The following is a 22,057-nucleotide window of genomic DNA, read 5'->3' as shown; positions in this document are numbered from 1 at the left end:
GTTGCTTCCGACCATCCTAGGGGCGCTCCGCGACGTCAAGCGCCTTGTGGAGAAGGCAGGTTCGGGCTCGGGGTGGGTCCGCCGAAGGGAAGGTGGAGGGTCCGTGAGGCGAGCAGCCAGGTCCCGTCGACCCGGTGGAAGGTGTCCTCGTAGTGTCCGATCTGGACCGGCGGCCCGGCCGGGATGACGCCGCCCTCGTAGCCGTCGACGCGATACGTCGTGAAGTAGGAGATCGCCCCGGCGGTGTCCGGGGACGTCACCGTGACCAGGACGTTGGACATCATGCGGCGGGAGAGCCGGTCGGCCGGACGGGAGCCGAAGTACCTCCGCAGGGCGTCGCGGCCCTTGACCAGCCGCCTGTCGTGTGGCCACTGCCAGACGCCGTCCTCGGTGAACAGCTCGGCGACGGAGGCGGGTTCGCCGAGGTCGAGCCGGTGGACGAAGCCGAGGATCAGACGCTCGCAGGCGCGTTCGGCGAGGAGGCGTTCCATGGCGTCCTTGGCGTCCATGGGGTCCGTGGCGTCTATGGAGTCTGTGGGGTCAATGAGGTCCATGGACGTTTCGTAGCACCCTCTGCGGGCCCTCGGCGACGCGATTGCTCCTCCCATCGCGCCTTGCTTGCGCCGCCTTTACACCGCCGTGTACGTCACCGGGTCGCTCCCCGGCACCGCCTCCGCCCGGCCCAGCTTCACCAGTCGCCGCAGATGCGCCTCGGCCTCCGAGACGGCGATGGTGCGGGAGCCGTACGGGATCTGGTCCCAGGGGCGGTTCCATTCCATGCGCTCGGCGAGCTGCCAGGGGGTGAGGGGCTCGGCGAGCAGGGCCAGCAGGGCGGTCAGGCGTGACTCGTGGTGGGTGAGCAGCTCGCGTACGCGGGCGGCGGCGTCGGGGAACGGGTGCTGGTGGGCCGGGAGGACCTCGGCGGGGGCCAGCCTGCCGACGCGCTCCAGGGAGTCGAGGTAGTCGCCCAGGGGGTCGGTGACGGTGGCGTCGTCCGGATCCTCGTAGAGGCCGATGTGCGGGGTGATCTCGGGCAGCAGGTGGTCGCCGGAGAACAGGCGGCCCCGGCCCGGGAGTTGAGCCGGGTGGGTCTCCTCCAGGTGGAGACAGACATGGCCCGGTGTGTGCCCCGGGGTCCAGATCGCGCGCAGGCGGCGGCCGGGCAGCTCCAGGAGTTCGCCGGGAACGATGTCGCGGTCGGGCAGGGCGGGGGAGAGGCCGGGCAGGGCGCGGGGCCGGGCCGCACGCAGCGGGGCGATGTGCTCCTCGGGCGCTCCGGCGGCGCTGAGCTTGGCCGTCATGTACGAGAACCAGCGCTCGGGGCGGGCCTCCCGGGTCCGTCGTACGACCGCGGTGTCCGCCGCGTGCATCGCGATCCACGCGCCCGACGCCTCCCGGACCCGGCCGGACAGGCCGTGGTGGTCCGGGTGGTGGTGGGTGATGACCACGCCGTGGATCTCGGCGGCCGAGGTGCCGCAGGCGGTGAGGCCCCGCGCGAGGGTGTCCCAGGACTCCGGGTCGTCCCAGCCGGTGTCGATCAGCACCGGGCCACGGTCGGTGTCGACGACGTACACCAGCGTGTGGCCGAGCGGGTTGTCCGGGATCGGGACCCGGAGGGACCGGACGCCCCCGCCGTGGTCGGTCACCTGTGTCATGGGCTCCCCTGTCGCCGACTCTCCGTCACTATAACTAGAACGGGTTCCATTGGGAGGCTCCCCGTGGTGCGCGGTCCGTGGACTCCTGTGGGCGGGGCTGGTATCAGTGGGCTTACCTGATGCACCGTCAGAGGACGCTCCCGGGGAGGCAGTCGCCATGACCGAGCTCGTGGAACACGGACAGCTGTTCATCGGCGGGGAGTTGACCGACCCCCTGGGCCAGGACGTCATCGAGGTGATCTCGCCGCACACCGAGGAGGTCATCGGACGCGTCCCGCACGCCTCGACGGCCGATGTGGACCGTACGGTGGCGGCGGCGCGGCGGGCGTTCGACGAGGGACCCTGGCCGCGGATGAGTCTCGACGAGCGGATCGAGGTCGTCAGCCGCATCAAGGACGCCATCGCCGTCCGGCACGACGAGATCGCCCGCGTGATCTCCGCCCAGAACGGCTCGCCGTACTCCTGGAGCGTCCTCGCGCAGGCGCTCGGGGCCGTGATGGTGTGGGACTCCGCGATCACCGTCGCGCGGAACTTCACTTACGAGGAGCGGCGCGACGGCGTGCTCGGCACGATCCTCGTGCGGCGCGAGCCCGTCGGAGTCGTGGCCGCCGTGGTCCCCTGGAACGTCCCGCAGTTCGTCGCCGCCGCCAAGCTCGCCCCCGCGCTCCTCGCCGGCTGCACGGTCGTGCTCAAGCCCTCGCCCGAGTCGCCGCTCGACGCCTATCTGCTCGGCGAGATCGCCCGCGAGGCCGGGCTGCCGCAGGGCGTGCTGTCGATCCTGCCCGCCGGCCGGGAGGTGAGCGAGTACCTGGTCGGGCACCCCGGGATCGACAAGGTGTCCTTCACCGGGTCCGTCGCGGCCGGCAAGCGCGTGATGGAGGTCGCCGCCCGCCACCTCACGCGCGTGACCCTGGAACTGGGCGGCAAGTCGGCGGCCGTCGTGCTCCCCGACGCGGACGTCGGGACGGCTGTGGCGGGCATCGCCCCCGCCGCCTGGATGAACAACGGCCAGGCCTGCGTCGCCCAGACCCGCATCCTTCTGCCGCGCTCCCGCTACGACGAGTTCGCCGACGCCCTCGCCGCCGCGGCACGCGCCCTGACGGTGGGTGACCCGCTGGACCCGGCCACCCAGGTGGGGCCGCTGGTGGCGCGGCGGCAGCAGCGGCGCAACCTCGACTACATCCGCATCGGGCAGGAGGAAGGCGCCAAGATCCTCACCGGCGGCGGACGCCCGGCCGGCCTCGACCGCGGCTGGTACGTCGAGCCGACCCTCTTCGGCGACGTCGACAACTCCATGCGTATCGCCCGCGAGGAGATCTTCGGCCCGGTGATCTGCCTGCTGCCCTACGACGACGAGTCCGACGCCGTGAAGATCGCGAACGACTCCGACTACGGACTGAGCGGCAGCGTCTGGACCGCGGACGTCGAGCACGGCATCGACATCGCCCGCCGCGTCCGTACCGGCACGTACTCCGTCAACACCTTCAGCCTGGACATGCTGGGCCCCTTCGGCGGCTACAAGAACTCCGGTCTGGGGCGGGAGTTCGGGCCCGAGGGGTACGGCGCGTACCTGGAGCACAAGATGATCCACCTCCCGGCGCAGGCGTAGCGATGGGCGACCGCTGGCACGTCGAGGTCGACCGCTCCCTGTGCATCGGCTCCGCGCAGTGCCTCCACCACGCGCCGGACGGCTTCCGCCTGGACCCCGCCCGCCAGTCCCACCCGGTCGCCCCGGTCATGGACGCCAACGAGCGGGTGCTGGAGGCAGCGGAGAGCTGTCCCACGGAGGCGATCGTGATCACGCTGGGGGACGGCGGGGAGGCGGTGTTCCCGCCGGAGGAGTAGCGCCCGAAAAATCATGGCGGGAGGGGGGTTTCTTTCCCTTATGGGCGTTATATCCTGGACATCGGCCTACGAGGCGAGTGAGGGAGTCCGACCGGAGTAGCCGACGTCGGCGGGAAGTTTCGGCTTCCGCGGGTGCCGACTGCGACGGTAGGGCTGAGAGGCCGGAAGGACGCAGGGCCGAGAGGCCGGGCGACCGGAAGGCGACCCCTAGCACCTGATCCGGACCATACCGGCGAAGGGAACCCGTCTCGTAGGTCCTAGTCGTGTCCGGGGAGCTACGGGTTGCCGTCCGGTGCGGTCAGGTCGATCAGACGGCACACCGTCTCGATGTCGATCTTCACCTGGGCGATCGAGGCGCGCCCCGACAGCCAGGTGATCAGCGCCGAGTGCCAGGTGTGCTCGATGACCCGGACCGCCGAGAGCTGCTCCGGGGTCGGGTTCTCCTGGCCCATCGCGTCCAGGATGATCGCCGTCGTCTGACGGGACACCTGGTCGACCTCCGGGCTCACGCTGCGGTCGGCGAACGTCAGCGCGCGGACCATCGCATCGGCCAGATGCGGCTCGCGCTGCAGCGCCCGGAAGGCCCGCATCAGCGTCTCCGCGACCCGCTCGGCCGCCGTCTCGCCCTGCGGGGGCTTCTTCCGCAGCGTGCCGTGCATGTGCTCCAACTGGTCCTGCATCGTGGCGACCAGCAGGTGGATCTTGGACGGGAAGTAGCGGTACAGCGTGCCCAGCGCCACCTGGGAGGACTCCGCGACCTCGCGCATCTGCACGGCGTCGAAACCGCCCCGGCTGGCCAGCTGCGCACTCGCGTGCAGGATGCGGCGGCGGCGGGCCTCCTGCCGCTCCGTGAGGGGCGGGGAGGCGGGGGCCGCCGCTCTGGCTTCCACCTTGGCCGGCTTGTTCACCTTGGCGCTCACCTTGGCTTCCGCGGGCATCTGTCGATCCCGTCCGTGACCGTCCGTGAGGACGAGTGATCACACAGCATGGCACGGCGCCGGCCGTGGCGTGAATCACCTGATCCACTCCTCACAGCACCCCTACCTGCCGGTAGATTCAGAGCCTCCGAACGATCAAGTCTGAAACTTGTTCTAGATTAGCGTCCCGGCGTAATCTCGCGGGACAGTGCAGGCAGAAGGGGGCCGAGAGTGACCGCTGAGGCCAGGGAGGCCGGGGCTACGGAGGGCCCCGCCGCCGACGGCTTGCGACCGCTCCACATCGCGCTCCTCACCTATAAAGGGAACCCGTTCTGCGGCGGACAGGGTGTCTATGTCCGGCATCTCTCCCGCGAACTGGCCCGCCTCGGCCACCGGGTCGAGGTCATCGGCGCGCAGCCGTACCCCGTCCTCGACGAGGGCTACGACGCGCTGAGCCTCACCGAGCTGCCCAGCCTCGACCTGTACCGCCAGCCGGATCCTTTCCGCACGCCGGGGCGCGGCGAGTACCGCGACTGGATCGACGCGCTGGAAGTCGCGACGATGTGGACGGGCGGCTTCCCGGAACCGCTGACGTTCTCGCTGCGCGCCCGCCGCCATCTGCGTGCCCGCCGCGGCGAGTTCGACGTCGTGCACGACAACCAGACCCTCGGCTACGGCCTGCTGGGCGATGTCGGCGCGCCCCTGGTGACGACCATCCACCACCCCATCACCGTCGACCGGCAGCTGGAGCTGGACGCCGCGGACGGCCCGAAGCGGCGCTGGTCGGTGCGGCGCTGGTACGCCTTCACGCGCATGCAGAAGCGCGTCGCGCGCCGGCTGCCGTCCGTGCTCACCGTGTCCGGCACGTCGCAGCAGGAGATCATCGACCACCTCGGTGTCCGGCGGGACCGCATCCACGTGGTCCACATCGGCGCCGACACCGACCTGTTCTCGCCGGATCCCTCGGTGCCGGTGGTGCCGGGCCGGATCGTGACGACGTCCAGCGCTGACGTGCCGCTGAAGGGCCTGGTGCATCTCGTCGAGGCGCTGGCCAAGGTACGGACCGAGCATCCCGGCGCCCACCTCGTCGTCGTTGGCAAGCGGCCGGCCGAAGGGCCGGTCGCCCAGGCGATGGAGCGGTATGGCCTCGCCGGGGCCGTCGAGTTCGTCAAGGGCATCACCGACGCCGAACTCGTCGACCTCGTGCGCTCGGCGCAGGTCGCGTGCGTGCCGTCGCTCTACGAGGGCTTCTCGCTCCCGGCCGCCGAGGCCATGGCGACGGGGACGCCGTTGCTGGCCACGACCGGTGGTGCCATACCCGAGGTCGCCGGCCGCGACGGGGAGACGTGCCTGGCGGTACCGCCCGGCGACGCGGACGCGCTGGCCGCCGGCCTGGGCCGCCTGCTGTCCGACGCGGACCTGCGCGCCCGCCTCGGCACGGCCGGGCGCGAACGGGTGCTGCGGAACTTCACCTGGGCCAGGGCCGCGGAGGGCACGGTGGCCCGCTATCGCGAGGCGATCGCCCGCGCCGGGCGCGACGGCGGGAACGCCGACCCCGGGGCTCCCACCAGCTCCACAACGGCCCGGACCGGCTTCGTGCCGGTGGTTTCCGGCCGTTCCGCGCCGGGAGGCACCGGCTCCGTGCCGGCTCCCACAGATGTAGAAGGCGTCAACTCCGAAAGCAGGGCCACGTGCTGACCGTCGACTTCTCCCGGTTCCCGCTGGCACCGGGTGACCGTGTGCTGGATCTCGGCTGCGGTGCCGGGCGGCACGCGTTCGAGTGCTACCGGCGCGGCGCGCAGGTCGTGGCGCTGGACCAGAACGCCGAGGAGATCCGCGAGGTCGCGAAGTGGTTCGCGGCGATGAAGGAGGCCGGCGAGGCCCCCGAGGGCGCCACCGCCACGGCCATGGAGGGCGACGCCCTCGCCCTGCCCTTCCCCGACGAGTCCTTCGACGTCGTGATCATCTCCGAGGTGATGGAGCACATACCGGACGACAAGGGCGTCCTCGCGGAGATGGTGCGGGTGCTGAAGCCCGGCGGGCGCATCGCCGTCACCGTCCCGCGCTACGGCCCCGAGAAGGTCTGCTGGACCCTCTCCGACGCCTACCACGAGGTCGAGGGCGGCCACATCCGCATCTACAAGGCGGACGAGTTGGTGGAGAAGATCCGTGAGGCCGGCCTCGAGCCCTACGGCACGCACCACGCACACGCCCTGCACTCGCCCTACTGGTGGCTCAAGTGCGCGTTCGGCGTCGACAACGACAAGGCGCTGCCGGTGCGGGCGTATCACAAGCTGCTCGTCTGGGACATCATGAAGAAGCCGCTGGCCACCCGGGTCGCCGAGCAGGCCCTGAACCCGCTGATCGGCAAGAGCTTCGTGGCGTACGCGACCAAGCCGCACCTGCCGCGTCTGGCCGACACCGGGGCGGACGCCAAGTGACCACTCCCCGGACGGAACATCTGGTCCTGCCCGGGGTCCTCACCGCGGGGGAGGCCGCCGCGACCGTCGCCGGCATCCTCGCCGTGCAGCGCGAGGACGGTGCCATCCCCTGGTTCCGGGGGCACCATCTCGACCCGTGGGACCACGTCGAGGCGGCCATGGCCCTGGACACCGCCGGCGAGCACGAGGCCGCCGAGCGGGCCTACCTGTGGCTGGCCCGGCACCAGAACGAGGACGGCTCCTGGTACGCCGCCTACACCGACGGCGAGTTCGACGCGGTCACCGACCGGGGCCGCGAGACCAACTTCGTCGCCTACATAGCCGTCGGCGTCTGGCACCACCACCTCTCCACCGGCGACGACGCGTTCCTGGACCGGATGTGGCCGGCGGTGTACGCGGCGGTGGAGTTCGTGCTCCGCCTCCAGCAGCCCGGCGGCCAGATCGGCTGGCGGCGAGACGACGACGGTACGGAGACGACGGACGCCCTGCTGACGGGGAGCTCCTCCATCCACCACGCGCTGCGCTGCGCGCTGGCCATCGCCGAGCAGCGGGAAGAGCCGCAACCGGACTGGGAGTTGGCGGCGGGCGCGCTGCGGCACGCCATACGCCACCACCCCGAGCGGTTCCTCGACAAGAACCGCTACTCGATGGACTGGTACTACCCGGTGCTCGGCGGTGCGCTGACCGGCGCTCAGGCCAAGGCCCGCATCGAGGAGGCCTGGGACCGGTTCGTCGTCCCCGGGATGGGCGTGCGGTGCGTGGTTCCCAACCCGTGGGTGACGGGGGGTGAGTCCGCCGAACTCGCGCTCGCGTTGTGGGCGATGGGGGAGTCGGACCATGCGCTGGAGATCCTGCAGTGGATCCAGCACCTGCGCGATCCGGAGAGCGGGCTGTACTGGACCGGGTACGTCTTCGACGACGGCGCGATCTGGCCGCGTGAGCTGACGACGTGGACTGCGGGGTCGTTGTTGCTGGCCGTAGCCGCGCTCGGGGGCCACGAGGCCACGTGCCAGGTGTTCGGTGGGAACTTGCCCGTGGGGCTCGAGTCGGACTGCTGCGCCTAGGAGCTCGGGGGGTTTCGCCTGTGGTGCGGGCGCGGGTCGTGCGTGGTTGATCGCGCCCACGCGGCGGAGCCGCATATCGGCACGGACCCGCGCCCCTGGAGGGCGAGCCCCGTAGGGCGTCGTCAGTGGCGGTGGGCCCGGTTCGCGATGGCGTGGCCCACGAACAGGTACACCACCGCTGCCAGGCCGTAGCCGCAGACCACTCGGGCCCACGCCTCGTCGAAGGTGAACAGGTCGTGCGACCAGCCGGCGAGCCAGCGGGCCGCGTCGTGGATGAACTGGACGAACGAGTTGCCGGGGTTGGCGTCCAGCAGGTACATCAGGATCCAGAGACCCAGGATCAGGGCCATGATGTCGGCCACGACCGCCACGATCGTGCCGGCTTGATTCGCACCGTTGCGATATCGAGGGGACATACCTTCCGGATTGCCCTTGAACTCTGGATGAAACCAGGGGATTCGCTCAGGAGTTCAACTCCGCGAGAACGCGCAGGGTATGAGGATCGGGGCTGAGCACCAGCAGGTCCGTCACCGGGCCCTTGCGCCACAACTCCAGTCGCTGTGCGATCCGCTCGCGCGGACCGACCAGGGAGATCTCGTCGGCGAAGGCGTCGGGGACCGCCAGCACGGCCTCCTCCCTGCGGCCGGCGAGGAACAGCTCCTGGATGCGGCGGGCCTCTGCCGCGTAGCCCATGCGGGCCATCAGGTCGGCGTGGAAGTTGCGGGCCGCGTGGCCCATGCCGCCGATGTAGAAGCCGAGCATCGCCTTGACGGGCAGCAGGCCTTCGGCGACGTCGTCGCAGACCCGGGCCCGGGCCATCGGTGCGACCAGGAACCCCTCGGGCAGCTCCGCCAGGGCCGGACCGTAGACCTCCGGCCGGGTCGGCGCCCAGTACAGCGGCAGCCAGCCGTCGGCGATCCTGGTCGTCTGGGCGACGTTCTTCGGGCCCTCGGCGCCCAGCAGGATGGGCAGATCGGCGCGGAGCGGGTGGGTGATCGGCTTGAGAGGCTTGCCCAGGCCCGTGGCGTCCGGGCCCCGGTAGGGGTGGGAGTGGAAGCGGCCCGCCAGTTCGACGGGGGCCTCGCGGCGCAGCACCTGGCGCAGGACGTCGACGTATTCGCGGGTGGCGGTGAGCGGTGAGGCGGGGAACGGGCGGCCGTACCAGCCCTCGACGACCTGCGGACCGGAGAGCCCGAGGCCCAGCATCATGCGGCCGCCGGACAGATGGTCCAGCGTGAGGGCGTGCATGGCGGTCGTGGCCGGTGACCGGGCCGCCATCTGCGCGACGGCCGTGCCGAGCCGGATGCGGGAGGTGTGCGCCGCGATCCAGGTGAGCGGGGTGAACGCGTCCGAGCCCCAGGACTCCGCCGTCCAGACGGAGTCGTAGCCGAGCCGCTCGGCCTCCTGCGCGAGGGCCACATGGCCGGGAGAGGGGCCACGGCCCCAGTAACCGAGCGCGAGACCGAGCCGCATCTCAACTCCTTGACGGTCCGTCAGTTCCCAGCGGGACGCCGACTGTACGACAACGGCCCCCCGCCCGGAAGGGCGAGGGGCCGTGAAGGGCGCGTGGACTCAGCCGCGCTGGATGCCCGACGTGTCCTGCAGGACACCGCGGCGGCCGTCCTGCGTCTGGGCGACCAGGGCCGCTCCGCGCTGCTCGACGGCCAGGTACCAGGTACCCGGGGCGAGTTCGGCGATCGGCGTGGGCGAGCCGTCCTCCGCGAACAGCGGCCGCGGCACCGGCACCGCGAACCAGAACGGGGAGAAGTCCCCGGCCGGCGGCTGCGGAGCCTGGGCCTGCTGGGGCTGGCCGCCGAACGGCTGCCCGGCCTGCTGCGGCTGGCCCGGCTGCGGGTGGCCGTAGCCGCCGGGCTGCTGCGCGCCCGGGTAGCCGTAACCACCGGGGGCTGGGCGCCGTAGGGCTGCGGGGCGGCCGGTCGGGGCGCCGGCAGGAGGGCGCCCTTGAGGGCCGGGACGAGGGGGGTGGCGAGGGCGGCGGCGGCCATCAGCAGCGTGGCGACGAGGGCGAGGATCATGCCGATGCCGGGGCTCGGGGCGCCCTCGCTCGCGTTCTCCCCGATGTTGTCGAAGCCACTGGGCGCGTCGAAGACGTTGCCGAGCGCGCTCCACGCGGCGAACACCGTGAAGGCGGCGCCGAACTGGCCGAGCTCGATCCCCGCGACCTTCGGGGCCTGCGGCAGGCCCCTGGAGACGACGACGAGCGCGGCGCCGATGATCCCGGCCAGCACGACGCTGAACACGACCGGGCCGCTGCCCCACAGCATGGGGAGGTCGACGCTGTCGGGGACATTGTCGAACGAGTAGAGGTCGAGGAACGACGCGATCAACAGCAATACCGCTGCTCCGATCACCACGCCGTCGCCCCGAGTGAGGGAGCGGATATTCACTTCAGGTCCTTCGTAGGTCGTCTCATCGTCGGTAGAGGCGTCGCTGTCACCATGCCGCCGTCCGGACTCGGTGTGAAGCGCGGGGGTGGCCCCTCATCGTAGGAGGACCCTATCGTCCGCCCGGTCAGGGTGTCCGCCGGGATCTGCCGGTCTCGGACTACCCGCGCAGAAAACTCACGATTCCCTCGGAGATCCCTTGCGCCGCCTTCTGTCGCCACGCGCCGCTGGTGAGCAACGCCGCGTCCTTGCTATCGCGCATGTTGCCGCACTCGATGAACACCTTGGGAACCGTTGACAGATTGAGACCGCCCAAATCCTTACGCGTGACGAGACCGCTGCCGTCGCCGATGTAGTTGGAGGGCGCGCTGCCGGTGACGGCCACGAAGCGGCCCGCGACGCGCTCGCCGAGATCGCGGGACGGGCCGACGATCGCCCGGGTGTCCGCGGCGCCCGACTTGACCGCGCCGGGCAGGATCACGTGGAAGCCGCGGTTTCCGGCGCCCGAGCCGTCCGCGTGGACCGAGACCACGGCGTCGGCCTTCGCCTCGTTGCCGATCCGGGCCCGCTCGTCCACGCACGGCCCGAACGGCCGGTCGCCGTCCTGCGTCAGCTTCACTGTGGCGCCCTGCTCCTGAAGGAGCGTGCGCATCCGGTGTGCCACGTCCAGCGTGAACTTGGCCTCGGTGTAACCGTCGTTGGTGGAGGTGCCCGTGGTGTCGCACTCCTTCCAGTTCGTCCCGATGTTCACCTTGCGGTTGATCTCGGAGGCGTGCTGGAAGTTGCCCGGGTTGTGCCCCGGGTCGATGACGACGACCTTGCCCTTGAGCGGACCGGAGGCGGCAGGCGCGGAGGCCGAGGGCGTGCCGGTGGGCTTCGGTGAGGCGCCCGGCTCCTTGGCGTCGTCGGAGGGCGCGCTCGACGCGGCGGGCGGGGAGGACCGTACGGCCGCCTGTCCCGAACCCCCGTCATCCCCCGAGCCGCCCGCCGTCTCGTACACCAGCCAGCCGAGCAGCGCCCCCGGCACCAGCGCGGCGAGCGCGACGGTCAGGGGGCCGCGGCGGGGGCGGCGGGGCTGGGGAGGTTCGAAGTCCGGGCCTACGTACGACACGCCTGCCACCCTAGCGGCCGTGCGCGGGGGCGGTGGTCCGAGGACGGCCCGATCGGGTGGCGGCTACGTCCCGTTCCCGCCGCGGTCCCCGTGCCGTACCGCCTCCTTCACCCGCGCCTCGATCTCCTGGCGCGGTGTGCCCTCCTGCTTCGCGTACCCGGTCACCGCCGCCTGGACGTCCCGGGCGAGGTCGCGCCAGGCGCGCCAGGCCGTCTCCCAGGTGGTGGTCTGCCGGTCGCTCCACTTGGTCTGGGTGGGCGGCCCGTACGCGTCCTGGAGGTGACGCACGCGGGCGTACGCCTCGTCCGCCGCGCGCTGCTTCTCCACGAGCTCTGCGAAGGTGTGTGCCACGCGCCCGGATCCTTGGGCAGCGGCTCTCGCCCGCCGACTCGCCACGCCGCCCGTGGGCCGACCGGGAGGGGGTGCGGGGGGCGCGGTTCACCCGCCCAGCCGTTCGTTCAGATGCCCGGGCCCGTGCGTAGCACGACCGCCGCCCGAGTCCGTGAGCCAGACCTCGGCGAATGCCGCCGGGAGGGCGTGCCGGTGCGTCAGATGCCCGGCCCCGTACGCCGCAGGACGCGCAGCGAGTCCGTCGCCGAGACCTCGGTGAACGCGCCGGAGGCGAGGGCCCGGAGGTAGACCCGGTAGGGAGCCTGGCCGGTGAACTCGTCCTGCGGGTCGGGGAAGACGTCGTGGATGAGCAGCAGCCCGCCCTCGGCGACGTGCGGGGCCCAGCCCTCGTAGTCGGCGGTGGCGTGCTCGTCGGTGTGGCCGCCGTCGATGAAGACGAACCCCAGCGGCGTCCGCCAGAACGCGGCGATCCGCGGGGAACGCCCGACCAGCGCCACCACGTGCTCCTCCAGGCCCGCCCGGTGGAGCGTACGGCGGAACGTGGGCAGGGTGTCCATCAGCCCGACCTCCGGGTCGACGGTCTCCGGGTCGTGATACTCCCAGCCCGGCTGCTGCTCCTCGCTGCCGCGGTGGTGGTCGACGGTGAGCGCGCTGACCCCGGCCAGGCGGGCCGCGTCGGCGAGCAGGATCGTGGACCGGCCGCAGTAGGTGCCGACCTCCAGCAGCGGCAGCCCGAGCCGCCCGGCCTCCACGGCCGCCGCGTACAGCGCCAGGCCCTCACCGGCGGGCATGAACCCCTGCGCCGCCTCGAACGCGGCCAGGATCTCGGGCTTCGGGGCCGCGGGCATGGGGTTCCTCTCGGTCGTACGACGGTCGCCGCGCCCATCGTGCCGCACCCCCTGCCGCGGGGACGACAGGGGGTACCGGTGAGTAGGCGGGGCGGGCGGCAGGTCAGGCGGGGACCGTCTCACCCGGCAGCGACAGGTCCAGCTCGACCGGGCGCTCGTCGCCCGCGTGGGTCGCGGACGAGGCGAGCGGGCCATGGCCCGTGGCGCGTGCGGCCACGACGTAGGAGCCCTGGGCGGGGACGATGAGCGCGTAGCTGCCGTCCTCGGCGGAGAGCGTCGCGCCCGCCTGGCGGCCGCGGCGGTCGATCAGCGTGACCTTGGCGCGGGCGACCGGGGAGCCGTCGGCGCCCAGCACCCGGCCGCGGAAGCCGCGCAGGACCCGCTCGGCGCGCTCCAGCGCCGCGTCCTCCTCGCTGCTCGCCCGCAACTGCGGCTTGTCCGACGGCCGCCGGCCCGGCAGGAACAGCGCCAGGAGCAGGCCCACGGCCACCGCGCCCGTCGCGATCAGGAAGGAGACCCGGAAGCCGTGCATGGTCGGGACCTCGACGCCGCCGACGTTGTTCGCGGTGTTGGCCAGCACCATGCCGATCACGGCGCTCGACACCGACGTGCCGATGGAGCGCATCAGGGTGTTGAGGCCGTTGGCCGCACCGGTCTCCGACGCCGGGACCGCGCCCACGATCAGGGCGGGCAGGGAGGAGTAGGCGAGCCCGATGCCCGCGCCCAGGAGGACCGAGATGACCAGGCTCTGCCAGGCGGCGCTCATCAGGCCGAGGCCGGCGCCGTAGCCGATCGCGATGATCAGCAGGCCGAGGATCAGGGTGACCTTGGGGCCGTACTTCGCCGACAGCCGGGCGTAGACCGGCGCCGTGAACATCATCGTCAGGCCGAGCGGCGCGACCAGCAGACCCGCGACGACCATCGACTGGCCGAGGCCGTAGCCGGTGGACTTCGGCAGCTGGAGCAGCTGGGGCAGGACCAGGGAGACGACGTAGAAGGAGACGCCGACCATGATCGAGGCGAGGTTGGTGAAGAGGACGGCCGGGCGGGCCGTGGTGCGCAGGTCGACCAGCGGGGCCTTCAGGCGCAGCTCCATCACGCCCCACAGCACGAGCACGACCGCCGACGCGGCGAACAGGCCGAGCGTGGTGCCCGACGCCCAGCCCCAGTCGCTGCCCTTGGTGATCGGCAGCAGGAACAGGACGAGCCCGGCGGACAGGCCGAGCGCGCCCGGCAGGTCGAAGGTGCCCTCGGCGCGCATCGGGGACTCCGGTACGACGAGGAGGGTGAGGCCGATGGCGAGCACGCCGAGGCCGGCGGCGCCGTAGTAGAGGGCGTGCCAGTCGCTGTTCTGGGCGACCAGGGCGGCGGCGGGCAGGGCGAGGCCGCCGCCGACGCCTATGGAGGAGCTCATCAGGGCCATCGCCGAGCCGAGCTTCTCGCGGGGCAGCATGTCGCGCATCAGGCCGATGCCGAGCGGGATCGCGCCCATCGCGAAGCCCTGGAGCGTACGGCCGGTGATCATGAGCAGCAGATCGCTGGTGAGCGCGCTGACCAAGGCGCCGACGACCATCACGGCCAGGCTGAGGATCAGCATGCGGCGCTTGCCGTAGAGGTCGCCGAGGCGGCCCATGATCGGGGTGGCCACCGCGCCCGAGAGGAGGGTCGAGGTGAGGACCCAGGTCGCGTTGCTGGGGGTGGTGTCCAGCAGTTGCGGCAGATCCTTGATCACCGGAACGAGCAGGGTCTGCATCACCGCGACAACGATGCCCGCGAAGGCGAGCACCGGGACCACGGCCCCGCTCGCTCTGCCGGCGGGGCGGTCTGTCGTCGTCTGCGTCATTGAGGAGGGCCTCCAGGCCGGGGAGCGTCGGGTTACGTGGACTCTGAACCTTGTATCTCCAGGCAACTATTCCGTTGCTTCGGCACTCTAACGAAATCTTGACCTTCCCTTGGGATTACGGGAGGCCCCAGGCCCGGGGACCGAGGTCCCGGCCCGGCGAAGTAAAACCGCGGTCGGCGTGGCCGGGAACGGGGCCATGGCGGCCCGGCACGGGTGCGCCACCGGTATGTCACTCCGGGGGTGGGGTCGCCCGTCCCAGGGGCGTCCCCCCGCCGCGCGGCGGCCTGTGCACGGCCTTTCGATCCTGCTGAGCCACCCGCTCTGACCTGGCCTTTCAGTCCCTCGGGACCTACCGTTGGCGCATGCGGAAGGGGGACCGGATGGACCGGAACATACGCACCGTCGACGACGTACTCGCCCTGCTCGACGGCTTGTTCGCGCCCGAGACGGATCGGTGGACCGAACGCGGCGCCGACTGGTGGGACGGCTTCTACACCGACCGTTCCCGGCCGGTGCCGTTCTTCGTGGCGAAGCCGGACGAAAGCCTGGTGGCCGCCGTGGAGCGGGGGCAGGTCCGCGGAAGGCGGGCGCTCGATCTGGGGTGCGGGCCGGGGCGCAACGCGCTGTATCTGGCGGCGCGGGGCTTCGACGTCGACGCGGTCGACCTGTCCTCGGCGGCCGTCGACTGGGGCCGCGACCGGGCCCGTGCGGCGGGGGCCGAGGGCGTGCGCTTCCACTGTGGGGACGCGTTCGTGCTCGCCGGCAGGGAACTCACCGGTCCGTACGACCTCGTCTACGACTCCGGCTGCTTCCATCACCTGCCCCCGCACCGCCGGGTCAGCTACCTCGCCCTGCTGGAGCGACTCCTGGCGCCCGGCGGCCTGTTCGGTCTCACGTGTTTCGCTGCCGGCGCCGACGGGATGGGCTCGGAGCTGTCCGACGCGGACTTCTACCGTGAGGCGGCCGGACTGCGGGGCGGGCTCGCGTACACGCCCGAGGCGTTGCGCGGGATCTTCTCCGGTCTGACCGAGCTCGAACTGCGGCGGATGCGGGACGAGCCGGAGGAGTCGGAGCGCTTCGGGGAGTCCTTCCTGTGGACCGCGTTCTTCCAGCGGGCATAGGACTACAGCCAGACCTGGCGGCGGGCCTCGCGGAGGGCTTCCATGCGGTTTCGGGTGGCTGTCCTGCCGATGGCGGTCACGGGCTCGGGGCGGTGCGGCGGGTATCCAGCAGCGAGGTCAGCGTCTGGATGAACGCCCCCGTCGAGTAGTCCGCGTGGTCGCGGATGCGCGCCGCGACGGCCTCGGCGCCGCCGCCCTCCAGTAGGTGCACGAGCCGGTCGAGGTCCTGCCCGTGCCCCTCCTGGGTGGTCAGGTAGAAGTCCGTCGCGTCGTACGCCATGTGGAAGACGTGCTTCTTCACATCGCTCAGCGTCAGGTAGTCGTCGTGCGTCTTGGGGGTCGGCTCCGGCGCGCCGACACACACCGCCGGGGTACCGGCGCCCCAGGAGTTGACGGCCAGGTGGTACGTGTCCGTGATGACCAGCCGGTAGCGGGGGAGGACCCCGACCAGGTCGCCGACGGTGTGATCCCCCGGACGGACCTCGATGTGGCTCACCGGAGCGGGGACGTCCCGGTCGAACCAGGGCAGCCACTCCAGCGGGGCGCCCAGCCGGTCGGACAGGCCCTGGCAGAAGGCGGGCAGCCAGTCGGGGATCGGCGTACGGGCACCGAGGAAGACGCCGATCGCGCCGCCGTCGGGCACCGACCGGGACCACGCCGTGGTCGGGAGGTGGTCGAGGTCGCCGGGGCGGGACAGCAACGCCGCGTCCGAACCGAAGTGGTCGGTCGTACGGTCCCCGCGCAGATGCGCGATCTTCGCCGCCGAGAGCGGATCCCGCACCCACATCCGGTGGCTGCGCGTGACGAGGCGGGAGAACAGCGGGCCGTACTCCTTGTCCTCGTAGTCGGACTGCGTGTTGTGCAGGATCGTCCCGCCGTAGCTGAGGGTCCGCGCGAGGACCTCGTCCGGCTGGTCCGCGAACAGCAGGGCCCGGTTCAGCTGCACCCGGGCGTCGTCCCGGTCCGCGGCGAAGCCGAAGTCGAGCAGACGGTTCGTCGCGTCCTGCGCCAAGTAGTGCCGGGTGTGCAGGAAGTCGCCCCAGAAGACGACCGCGTCATGGTCGCGGAGCGTGTCGAGGTGCTCGGCCAGCGGATGGAAGCGGAACGGGAGATCGATGCCGCGCGCACCGTCGCGCAGCGGCACGGTCTCCGGGGTGTGCAGCGTGTACCAGGTGGCGTCGAACGCGGTGTCCATCCGCCGCCGCACGGACTCGAACGCCAAGTCCACGGTCAGCATGCCCGTGTTGCGGTACCCGATGTTCGGCGCGGTGATGACGGCGACGCGTCCCATGTGCTCCAGTTCTCCCAGCCGTTGCCGACGCCCTCGACGGGTGGGGGCGCGGACCACCGGTCAACGTACACGTCCGCGTCGCTGCGGAAACGTCCCGCCCCCGCGGGCCGCTCCTCCGCCGCATCCGGTGGCAACTCCACCGTCACCGCGACCCCGCCCCGGCCCCGCGACCCCGCCGCCAACGAACCACCCGCCGCCGCGAGACCTTCCCTCAGCCCGATCAGACCCGTACCGCCGGGACCGGCCGGCCCGGTGTGGTCGGTGATCCCGCCCTCCTTCCCGACTGTGCCGGCCAGGGGCACGGCCCGTCGGTCCCGCGTGGTCATGGCAGCGACGTTACGGACCGGCCGGGGCCCGCGGCAGAGGCGCTTGTACGGATGTACGGACTCCGGCAGGGCAAACGTCACCGCACACGCCGATCTGACACAGTGTCAGGAGCCTTCACAACTGCCGGACCCTCGGCTATACAGAGGGGCGCGGGACTGGAACGCGTTTCAGTTCGCGTCCCGGCCCGGTCCCAGACGGCCTCGGTGCGGCCGACGGTGCGGACGGCCGTACCGAGGTCCTTCCTCCGGCGATCAGGAGCCCCATGCCCATCGACGCAGCCAAGGCGCTCGCGGCCGAACCCCGGACCGCCGAGCTCTCCTGGGGCCACAAGGACGTGCAGCTCTACCACCTCGGCATCGGCGCGGGCAGCCCCGCCACCGACCCCGACGAACTGCGCTACACCCTGGAGTCCCGGCTGCACGTCCTGCCGAGCTTCGCCACCGTCGCGGGCGCCGGAAAACCCGGCGTGACCGGCGGTCTGTCCATGCCCGGCGTCGAGGTCGACCTGGCCCGCGTCCTGCACGGCGGCCAGAACCTCGTCATCCACCGGCCCCTCCCGGCGACAGGCTCCGCCACCGCGACCCACCGGATCGCCGCCGTGTACGACAAGGGCAAGGCGGCCGTCCTCGTGCTGCGCACCGAAGCCGCCGACACCGACGGCCCGTTGTGGACCAACGACGCCCAGATCTTCATCCGCGGCGAGGGCGGCTGGGGCGGTGACCGCGGCCCCTCGGCCCGGCTGGAACCCCCCTCCGGCGTACCCGACCGGACCGTGGAGCGGCCGATCCGCGAGGACCAGGCCCTGCTCTACCGCCTCTCCGGCGACTGGAACCCGCTGCACGCCGACCCGGAGTTCGCCAAGGTCGCCGGATTCGAACGGCCCATCCTGCACGGCCTGTGCACCTACGGCATCACGCTCAAGGCCGTCGTCGACACGCTGCTCGGCGGGGACGTGACCCGGGTGCGGTCCTACGCCACCCGGTTCGCCGGGGTCGTGTACCCGGGGGAGACCCTGCGGATCCGCATGTGGCACACGCCCGAGTCCACCCGGGCCGCCGTCAGCGCGGTCGAGCGGGACGACGCGCCCGTCCTCGCCGACACCATCGTCGAACACACCTGAGTTCTGAACGCCGTACGAGGGGAGCCCGCACCATGCGCGCAGCCGTACTGCACGAGATCGGCCAGGACAAGCTGGAGGTCCTCGACGACGTCGAGGCGGTGGGGTTCGGGCCCGGCAAGGTGAGGATCCGGGTGCGCGCCACGGGGCTGTGCCACTCGGACCTGTCCGCGATGAGCGGGGTGCTGCCGCAGCCCGCGCCGTTCGTGCCCGGGCACGAGGGGGCGGGCGAGATCCTCGAAGTCGGCGAGGGCGTCACCCGCGTGAAGGCCGGTGACCGGGTCGTCGTGTGCTGGCTGCCCGCCTGCGGTGCCTGCCCCGCCTGCAAGCGCGGGCAGACCGAGTTGTGCCTGGCTGGGTTCATGAACGCCGGCACTCCCAACTTCAAGCGCCCCGGCGGGGACGTCTTCGGCTTCGCCGGCACCGGCACCTTCACCGAGGAGGTCGTCGTCGACGCCGGCTGCGCGGTGCCGATCCCCGACGACGTGCCCTTCGACATCGCCGCCCTGATCGGCTGCGGGGTGACCACCGGCCTCGGCGCCGCGCTCAACACGGCCGACCTGGAGGCCGGTTCGTCGGTGGCGGTCATCGGCTGCGGGGGCGTCGGCATCTCCGTGATCCAGGGCGCCCGACTCAAGGGTGCCGCGGAGATCGTCGCCGTGGACCCCGTGGTCTCGCGCCGGGAGGCAGCCGTCCGCTTCGGCGCCACCCGGGCCGTCTCCCCGGACGAACTGCCCGGCGCCAAGCAGCAGATCACCGGCGGCGAGGGCTTCGACCACGTCTTCGAGGTCGTCGGCAAGTCGGCCACGGCACGCACCGCGTACGAGAACACCCGGCGCGGCGGCACCCTCGTCGTGGTCGGCGCCGGCGCCATGGACGACTTCCTCCAGCTCAACATGTTCGAGCTGTTCTTCGACGAGAAGCGGATCCTGCCGTCCATGTACGGCGGCGGAGACGTGCTGCGCTCCTACGAACGCACCATCGCCCTGTGGCGCGCGGGCCGGATCGACCTGGCGGGCCTGATCACCCACCGGGTCCCGTTCGCCGACGTCAACGAGGCCCTGGACCAGATGCGGACCGGGACCGCCCTGCGTACCTGCATCGAGATGTGAGGACCCACGCCATGCCGCTGCCGCTCCAGGGACTGTCCGCGATCGTCACGGGCGCGGGCCGCGGGCTCGGCCGGGCCGAGGCGCTGGAACTCGCCCGGCTCGGCGCCGCCGTCGTCGTCAACGACTACGGGCAGCCCGGCCGCGACGGCACGGGTGAGGCATCCGCAGGGCCCGCCGAGGAGGTCGCCGCCGAGATCCGCGCCACGGGCGGGACCGCCCTCGCGCACACCGGCGACGTCTCCGACTTCGAACAGGCGCGCACTCTAGTCGAGTTGGCCGTCGACGCGTTCGGCAGGCTCGACATCCTCGTCAACAACGCGGGCATCCTGCGCGACCGCATGGTGTTCTCGATGGCCGAGGAGGAGTGGGACTCCGTCCTGCGCGTGCACCTCAAAGGCCACTTCAACACCATCCGGTTCGCCGCCGCGCACTGGCGGGAGCGGTCCAAGCGGGCCGGGGAGCCGGTGTTCGGACGGATCGTGAACACCTCCTCGGAGGCGTTCCTCGCCGGTTCCGCCGGACAGCCCAACTACGCCGCCGCCAAGGGCGGGATCGTCGGCCTCACCACCTCCACGGCCCTCGCCCTCGCCAAGTACGGCGTGACGGCCAACGCCATCTGCCCTCGCGCCCGCACCCGGATGACCGAGGACGTCTTCGCGGGCCTCGAGCAGCCCTCCGGCACCGGCCTCGACCCGCTCGCCCCCGAGCACGTCGCCCCGCTCGTGGGCTATCTGGCCTCGCCGGCCGCCGCCCATGTCAACGGGCAGCTCCTCGTGGTGCACGGCGGGATGGTCGCCGTCGTCGAACGGCCGCGGGTCGCCGCCAGGTTCGACAGCAAGCAGGACACCTTCACGTACGACGAGCTGGAGGCCGTCCTCGGGCCGTACTACGCGGACCGGCCGGCGGGAGAGACCTTCGCGGCGGCCGAGGTGCTGGGGCTGAAACGCGGTTGAGTGACGGTGAGTGACACGCAACGGCCCTCCCCGCTTGTGGCGGGAAGGGCCGTTCGCCGTCTGGTGACCGGCGTGCCGTCAGGCCGCGGTCACGGACTGCTCGGTCTCCGCCACCGGCTTGCGGTGGCGTCCGCGCGGAGCCGTCTCGCCGTCCTGCGTGGAGACCTCACCACGGTGCCGGCCGGGGCCGGAGGAGGTCTGCTGGACATCGGCATGACGCGGCTGGTTCGTGCTGGCGTCGTTCATCGGTGGAATTCACCCCGTCAACATGATCTTTTTTACAGCCGGGTGAGTCTAACCGGCACCCCTGACCCCGGATCCAGGCAGCCACACCAACCGGCACTAGTTCGTTACAAGGCGTCCCAACGGCGCTTCCTGGAGCGGCACAGGACGTGGAGCCGAGGGTGTCGGAGGCTTGGTGGGCGGCCCGGAGTGTTCCGCGACCGGGGCCGCCGGATCCGCGACCGGGGCCGCCGGCTCCGAAGCCGGCTCCGCTTCCGGATACGACTCCGCATGCGGCTCCGGGTGCGGTGCCGACGCGGCCGCGGGCTCCGGCTCGGCGGCCGGCGGCGGGCTGACCCGCGCCACCCCGCAGGGCACGGCCTCCGTCGCGTACGGCAGCCGCAGCACCCCCTCCGGCGTCCACAGGCCCGTGCCCGCCAACCACCCGTCGGGCGCCCGGAGATGGTGCACCCGCCGCTCGGCGGGCCGCCAGACACCGACCCAGCTGCCCCTCGGCCCGTCCACCCGCAGTGCCACCGCACAGCTCTCCGGTGTCAGCACCTGCCCCGGCTGGATCGCGAACGGCGTGACGGAGCAGTCCCGCACCCGCAGGCACTCGGGAAACCGCACCGGCAGCGTGCTGCCGAGGACACCCCAGCCCAGCCGGTCCTGCCCCGGCGAGGGCGCGTCCGAGCGGACGATCAGCAGCCCGCTGTCTTGGTCGGCGAGCAGCAGCCGGTCGTCGCTCTCGGCGGCGATCTGCAGCAGCGGCGACACCTCGCCACCGCACTCCAGGTCCACCACGACGGCCTTGGTGCGGCCGCCCGTCTCCCGGTCCAGCGCCAGCAGCCGCCCCGTCCGGTCCAGCCAGACCCCGCCCGAGCAGCGGCCGGGCAGCTCGGCCAGCCGCTCGGGCCTGAAAGCGCCGCCCGCCACCAGCCACACCGACGTCGTACGCGGCCCGACAGCGAGCGCGTAGGCCCGTTCACCGCCCGGGGCGGGCGGCAGCAGCCGCAGCCGGGCGGTCCCGTCCGGGCACTCGACCGCGCCCAGGGGCAGCTCGCCGGTGCCCGGCCCGGTCGGATACAGCAACGAGAAGGCGTGCCGCCCGGCCACCACCCGGTGGATGAGGACCCGCCCGTCACCCATCGGCTGCACCTCGGTGCCGGGCTCCTCCGGCTGGTTGCGTGGCAGGGGCACCGCATACGGCTCGGGGCCGTCCAGAGTCCAGCGCTCCGGGAACCAGGAGTCGCCGGCCGACGCGAGGCGTGCGCCGTAGGCGCCGTCCGCAGTGAGCGTGCAGCCTGCCGGCGTGACCCCGTCCTCGTCCTCGGGTCCCGCCGAAGGCTCGATCGCACAGGCCGTCATCGTTCGGTCACCTCCAGTGACGAACCGTAGTTTCGCACGCACGGGCGGGGATTCCACGGGCGCAGG

At 72.1% G+C, this 22,057-nt stretch carries 21 protein-coding genes and 1 pseudogene; 9 read left to right on the top strand and 13 right to left on the bottom strand.

The genetic code is table 11. The features are described from left to right. Positions 1-35: 35 nt before the first annotated feature. Both CEB94_RS12385 and CEB94_RS12380 read right to left on the bottom strand, forming a co-directional pair. A complete protein-coding gene (locus CEB94_RS12385) occupies positions 36-554 on the bottom strand; it encodes a nuclear transport factor 2 family protein (RefSeq protein ID WP_425472452.1) in 519 nt (172 codons plus the stop codon). Positions 555-629: 75 nt separating this feature from the next. After that, positions 630-1,655 carry a Strvi_7410 family MBL fold metallo-hydrolase gene (locus CEB94_RS12380; RefSeq protein ID WP_175432271.1) on the bottom strand — a complete coding sequence of 342 codons (1,026 nt, stop codon included), beginning with the start codon at positions 1,653-1,655 and terminating at the stop codon, positions 630-632. 157 nt (positions 1,656-1,812) lie between these two features. On the opposite strand from CEB94_RS12380, the gene CEB94_RS12375 reads away from it, so the two are divergent. After that, entirely contained in the window at positions 1,813-3,264 is a 1,452-nt protein-coding gene (locus CEB94_RS12375) for an aldehyde dehydrogenase (RefSeq protein ID WP_175432270.1), read from the top strand. 2 nt (positions 3,265-3,266) lie between these two features. Continuing rightward, a complete protein-coding gene (locus CEB94_RS12370) occupies positions 3,267-3,500 on the top strand; it encodes a ferredoxin (protein WP_175432269.1) in 234 nt (77 codons plus the stop codon). Positions 3,501-3,775: 275 nt separating this feature from the next. On the opposite strand, the gene CEB94_RS12365 is transcribed toward CEB94_RS12370, so the two are convergent. After that, positions 3,776-4,438 (bottom strand): TetR family transcriptional regulator, encoded by a 663-nt coding sequence (locus tag CEB94_RS12365; protein ID WP_175432268.1) that lies wholly within the window; start codon positions 4,436-4,438, stop codon positions 3,776-3,778. 210 nt (positions 4,439-4,648) lie between these two features. Between CEB94_RS12365 and CEB94_RS12360 the strand changes: the two genes are divergently transcribed. From CEB94_RS12360 to CEB94_RS12350, 3 genes are read left to right on the top strand one after another with little or no spacing between them, the layout of a single operon-like run. Next, positions 4,649-6,115, top strand: a complete 1,467-nt coding sequence (locus CEB94_RS12360; protein ID WP_175432267.1) for a glycosyltransferase family 4 protein — start codon at positions 4,649-4,651, stop codon at positions 6,113-6,115. Next, the gene (locus CEB94_RS12355) at positions 6,109-6,858 is read left to right on the top strand and encodes a class I SAM-dependent methyltransferase (RefSeq protein WP_175432266.1); all 750 of its coding nucleotides are present in this window, start codon (positions 6,109-6,111) and stop codon (positions 6,856-6,858) included. Before CEB94_RS12360 ends, CEB94_RS12355 begins: the two co-directional genes overlap by 7 nt. Beyond that, the gene (locus tag CEB94_RS12350; RefSeq protein ID WP_175432265.1) at positions 6,855-7,922 is read left to right on the top strand and encodes a prenyltransferase/squalene oxidase repeat-containing protein; all 1,068 of its coding nucleotides are present in this window, start codon (positions 6,855-6,857) and stop codon (positions 7,920-7,922) included. The genes CEB94_RS12355 and CEB94_RS12350 overlap by 4 nt, the downstream gene beginning before the upstream one ends. Before the next feature lie 122 nt (positions 7,923-8,044). Here CEB94_RS12350 and CEB94_RS12345 read toward each other — a convergent pair whose 3' ends face one another. The 7 genes and pseudogenes from CEB94_RS12345 to CEB94_RS12310 all read right to left on the bottom strand — a co-directional run bounded on the left by CEB94_RS12345 (position 8,045) and on the right by CEB94_RS12310 (position 14,480). Beyond that, positions 8,045-8,338 carry a hypothetical protein gene (locus CEB94_RS12345; RefSeq protein WP_175432264.1) on the bottom strand — a complete coding sequence of 98 codons (294 nt, stop codon included), beginning with the start codon at positions 8,336-8,338 and terminating at the stop codon, positions 8,045-8,047. Positions 8,339-8,384: 46 nt separating this feature from the next. Beyond that, positions 8,385-9,395, bottom strand: coding sequence for an LLM class F420-dependent oxidoreductase (locus CEB94_RS12340; RefSeq protein WP_175432263.1), 1,011 nt, complete (start codon positions 9,393-9,395; stop codon positions 8,385-8,387). A gap of 99 nt (positions 9,396-9,494) precedes the next feature. Continuing rightward, positions 9,495-10,330, bottom strand: a pseudogene (locus CEB94_RS40840) (hypothetical protein). A 157-nt stretch (positions 10,331-10,487) separates the two neighbouring features. Further along, positions 10,488-11,438: an N-acetylmuramoyl-L-alanine amidase gene (locus CEB94_RS12325; RefSeq protein ID WP_175432260.1), complete on the bottom strand. Its 951-nt coding sequence runs from the start codon at positions 11,436-11,438 to the stop codon at positions 10,488-10,490. 63 nt (positions 11,439-11,501) lie between these two features. Further along, positions 11,502-11,789, bottom strand: a complete 288-nt coding sequence (locus tag CEB94_RS12320) for a hypothetical protein (protein ID WP_175432259.1) — start codon at positions 11,787-11,789, stop codon at positions 11,502-11,504. A gap of 197 nt (positions 11,790-11,986) precedes the next feature. Continuing rightward, the gene (locus CEB94_RS12315) at positions 11,987-12,637 is read right to left on the bottom strand and encodes a class I SAM-dependent methyltransferase (RefSeq protein ID WP_175432258.1); all 651 of its coding nucleotides are present in this window, start codon (positions 12,635-12,637) and stop codon (positions 11,987-11,989) included. A gap of 103 nt (positions 12,638-12,740) precedes the next feature. Beyond that, a complete protein-coding gene (locus CEB94_RS12310; protein ID WP_175432257.1) occupies positions 12,741-14,480 on the bottom strand; it encodes an MFS transporter in 1,740 nt (579 codons plus the stop codon). A 380-nt stretch (positions 14,481-14,860) separates the two neighbouring features. On the opposite strand from CEB94_RS12310, the gene CEB94_RS12305 reads away from it, so the two are divergent. Further along, entirely contained in the window at positions 14,861-15,601 is a 741-nt protein-coding gene (locus CEB94_RS12305) for a class I SAM-dependent methyltransferase (RefSeq protein ID WP_175432256.1), read from the top strand. A 76-nt stretch (positions 15,602-15,677) separates the two neighbouring features. Here the strand turns inward: CEB94_RS12305 and CEB94_RS12300 are convergent, their stop codons facing one another. Further along, on the bottom strand, positions 15,678-16,892 hold the full coding sequence (locus CEB94_RS12300; RefSeq protein ID WP_175432255.1) for a hypothetical protein: 1,215 nt from the start codon (positions 16,890-16,892) through the stop codon (positions 15,678-15,680). A 589-nt stretch (positions 16,893-17,481) separates the two neighbouring features. Between CEB94_RS12300 and CEB94_RS12295 the strand changes: the two genes are divergently transcribed. The 3 genes from CEB94_RS12295 to CEB94_RS12285 are packed head-to-tail and all read left to right on the top strand — an operon-like array spanning position 17,482 to position 20,401. Next, the gene (locus CEB94_RS12295) at positions 17,482-18,339 is read left to right on the top strand and encodes a MaoC/PaaZ C-terminal domain-containing protein (protein WP_175432254.1); all 858 of its coding nucleotides are present in this window, start codon (positions 17,482-17,484) and stop codon (positions 18,337-18,339) included. Positions 18,340-18,371: 32 nt separating this feature from the next. After that, a complete protein-coding gene (locus tag CEB94_RS12290) occupies positions 18,372-19,448 on the top strand; it encodes a Zn-dependent alcohol dehydrogenase (RefSeq protein WP_175432253.1) in 1,077 nt (358 codons plus the stop codon). A gap of 11 nt (positions 19,449-19,459) precedes the next feature. Further along, the gene (locus tag CEB94_RS12285) at positions 19,460-20,401 is read left to right on the top strand and encodes a 3-oxoacyl-ACP reductase (protein ID WP_175432252.1); all 942 of its coding nucleotides are present in this window, start codon (positions 19,460-19,462) and stop codon (positions 20,399-20,401) included. 78 nt (positions 20,402-20,479) lie between these two features. Here the strand turns inward: CEB94_RS12285 and CEB94_RS12280 are convergent, their stop codons facing one another. Together CEB94_RS12280 and CEB94_RS12275 are read right to left on the bottom strand one after the other, a co-directional pair. Then, complete coding sequence (locus CEB94_RS12280) at positions 20,480-20,647, bottom strand: hypothetical protein (RefSeq protein WP_175432251.1); 168 nt, start codon at positions 20,645-20,647, stop codon at positions 20,480-20,482. Positions 20,648-20,743: 96 nt separating this feature from the next. Next, the gene (locus CEB94_RS12275; RefSeq protein ID WP_175432250.1) at positions 20,744-21,991 is read right to left on the bottom strand and encodes a hypothetical protein; all 1,248 of its coding nucleotides are present in this window, start codon (positions 21,989-21,991) and stop codon (positions 20,744-20,746) included. Positions 21,992-22,057 lie beyond the last annotated feature (66 nt).

Origin of the sequence: Streptomyces hawaiiensis (assembly GCF_004803895.1) — a bacterium.
In the GTDB taxonomy this organism is placed as follows: Bacteria; Actinomycetota; Actinomycetes; order Streptomycetales; family Streptomycetaceae; genus Streptomyces; species Streptomyces hawaiiensis.
Note: the sequence above shows the minus strand (reverse complement) of the source record. Positions and strands in the feature narration are given on the sequence as shown.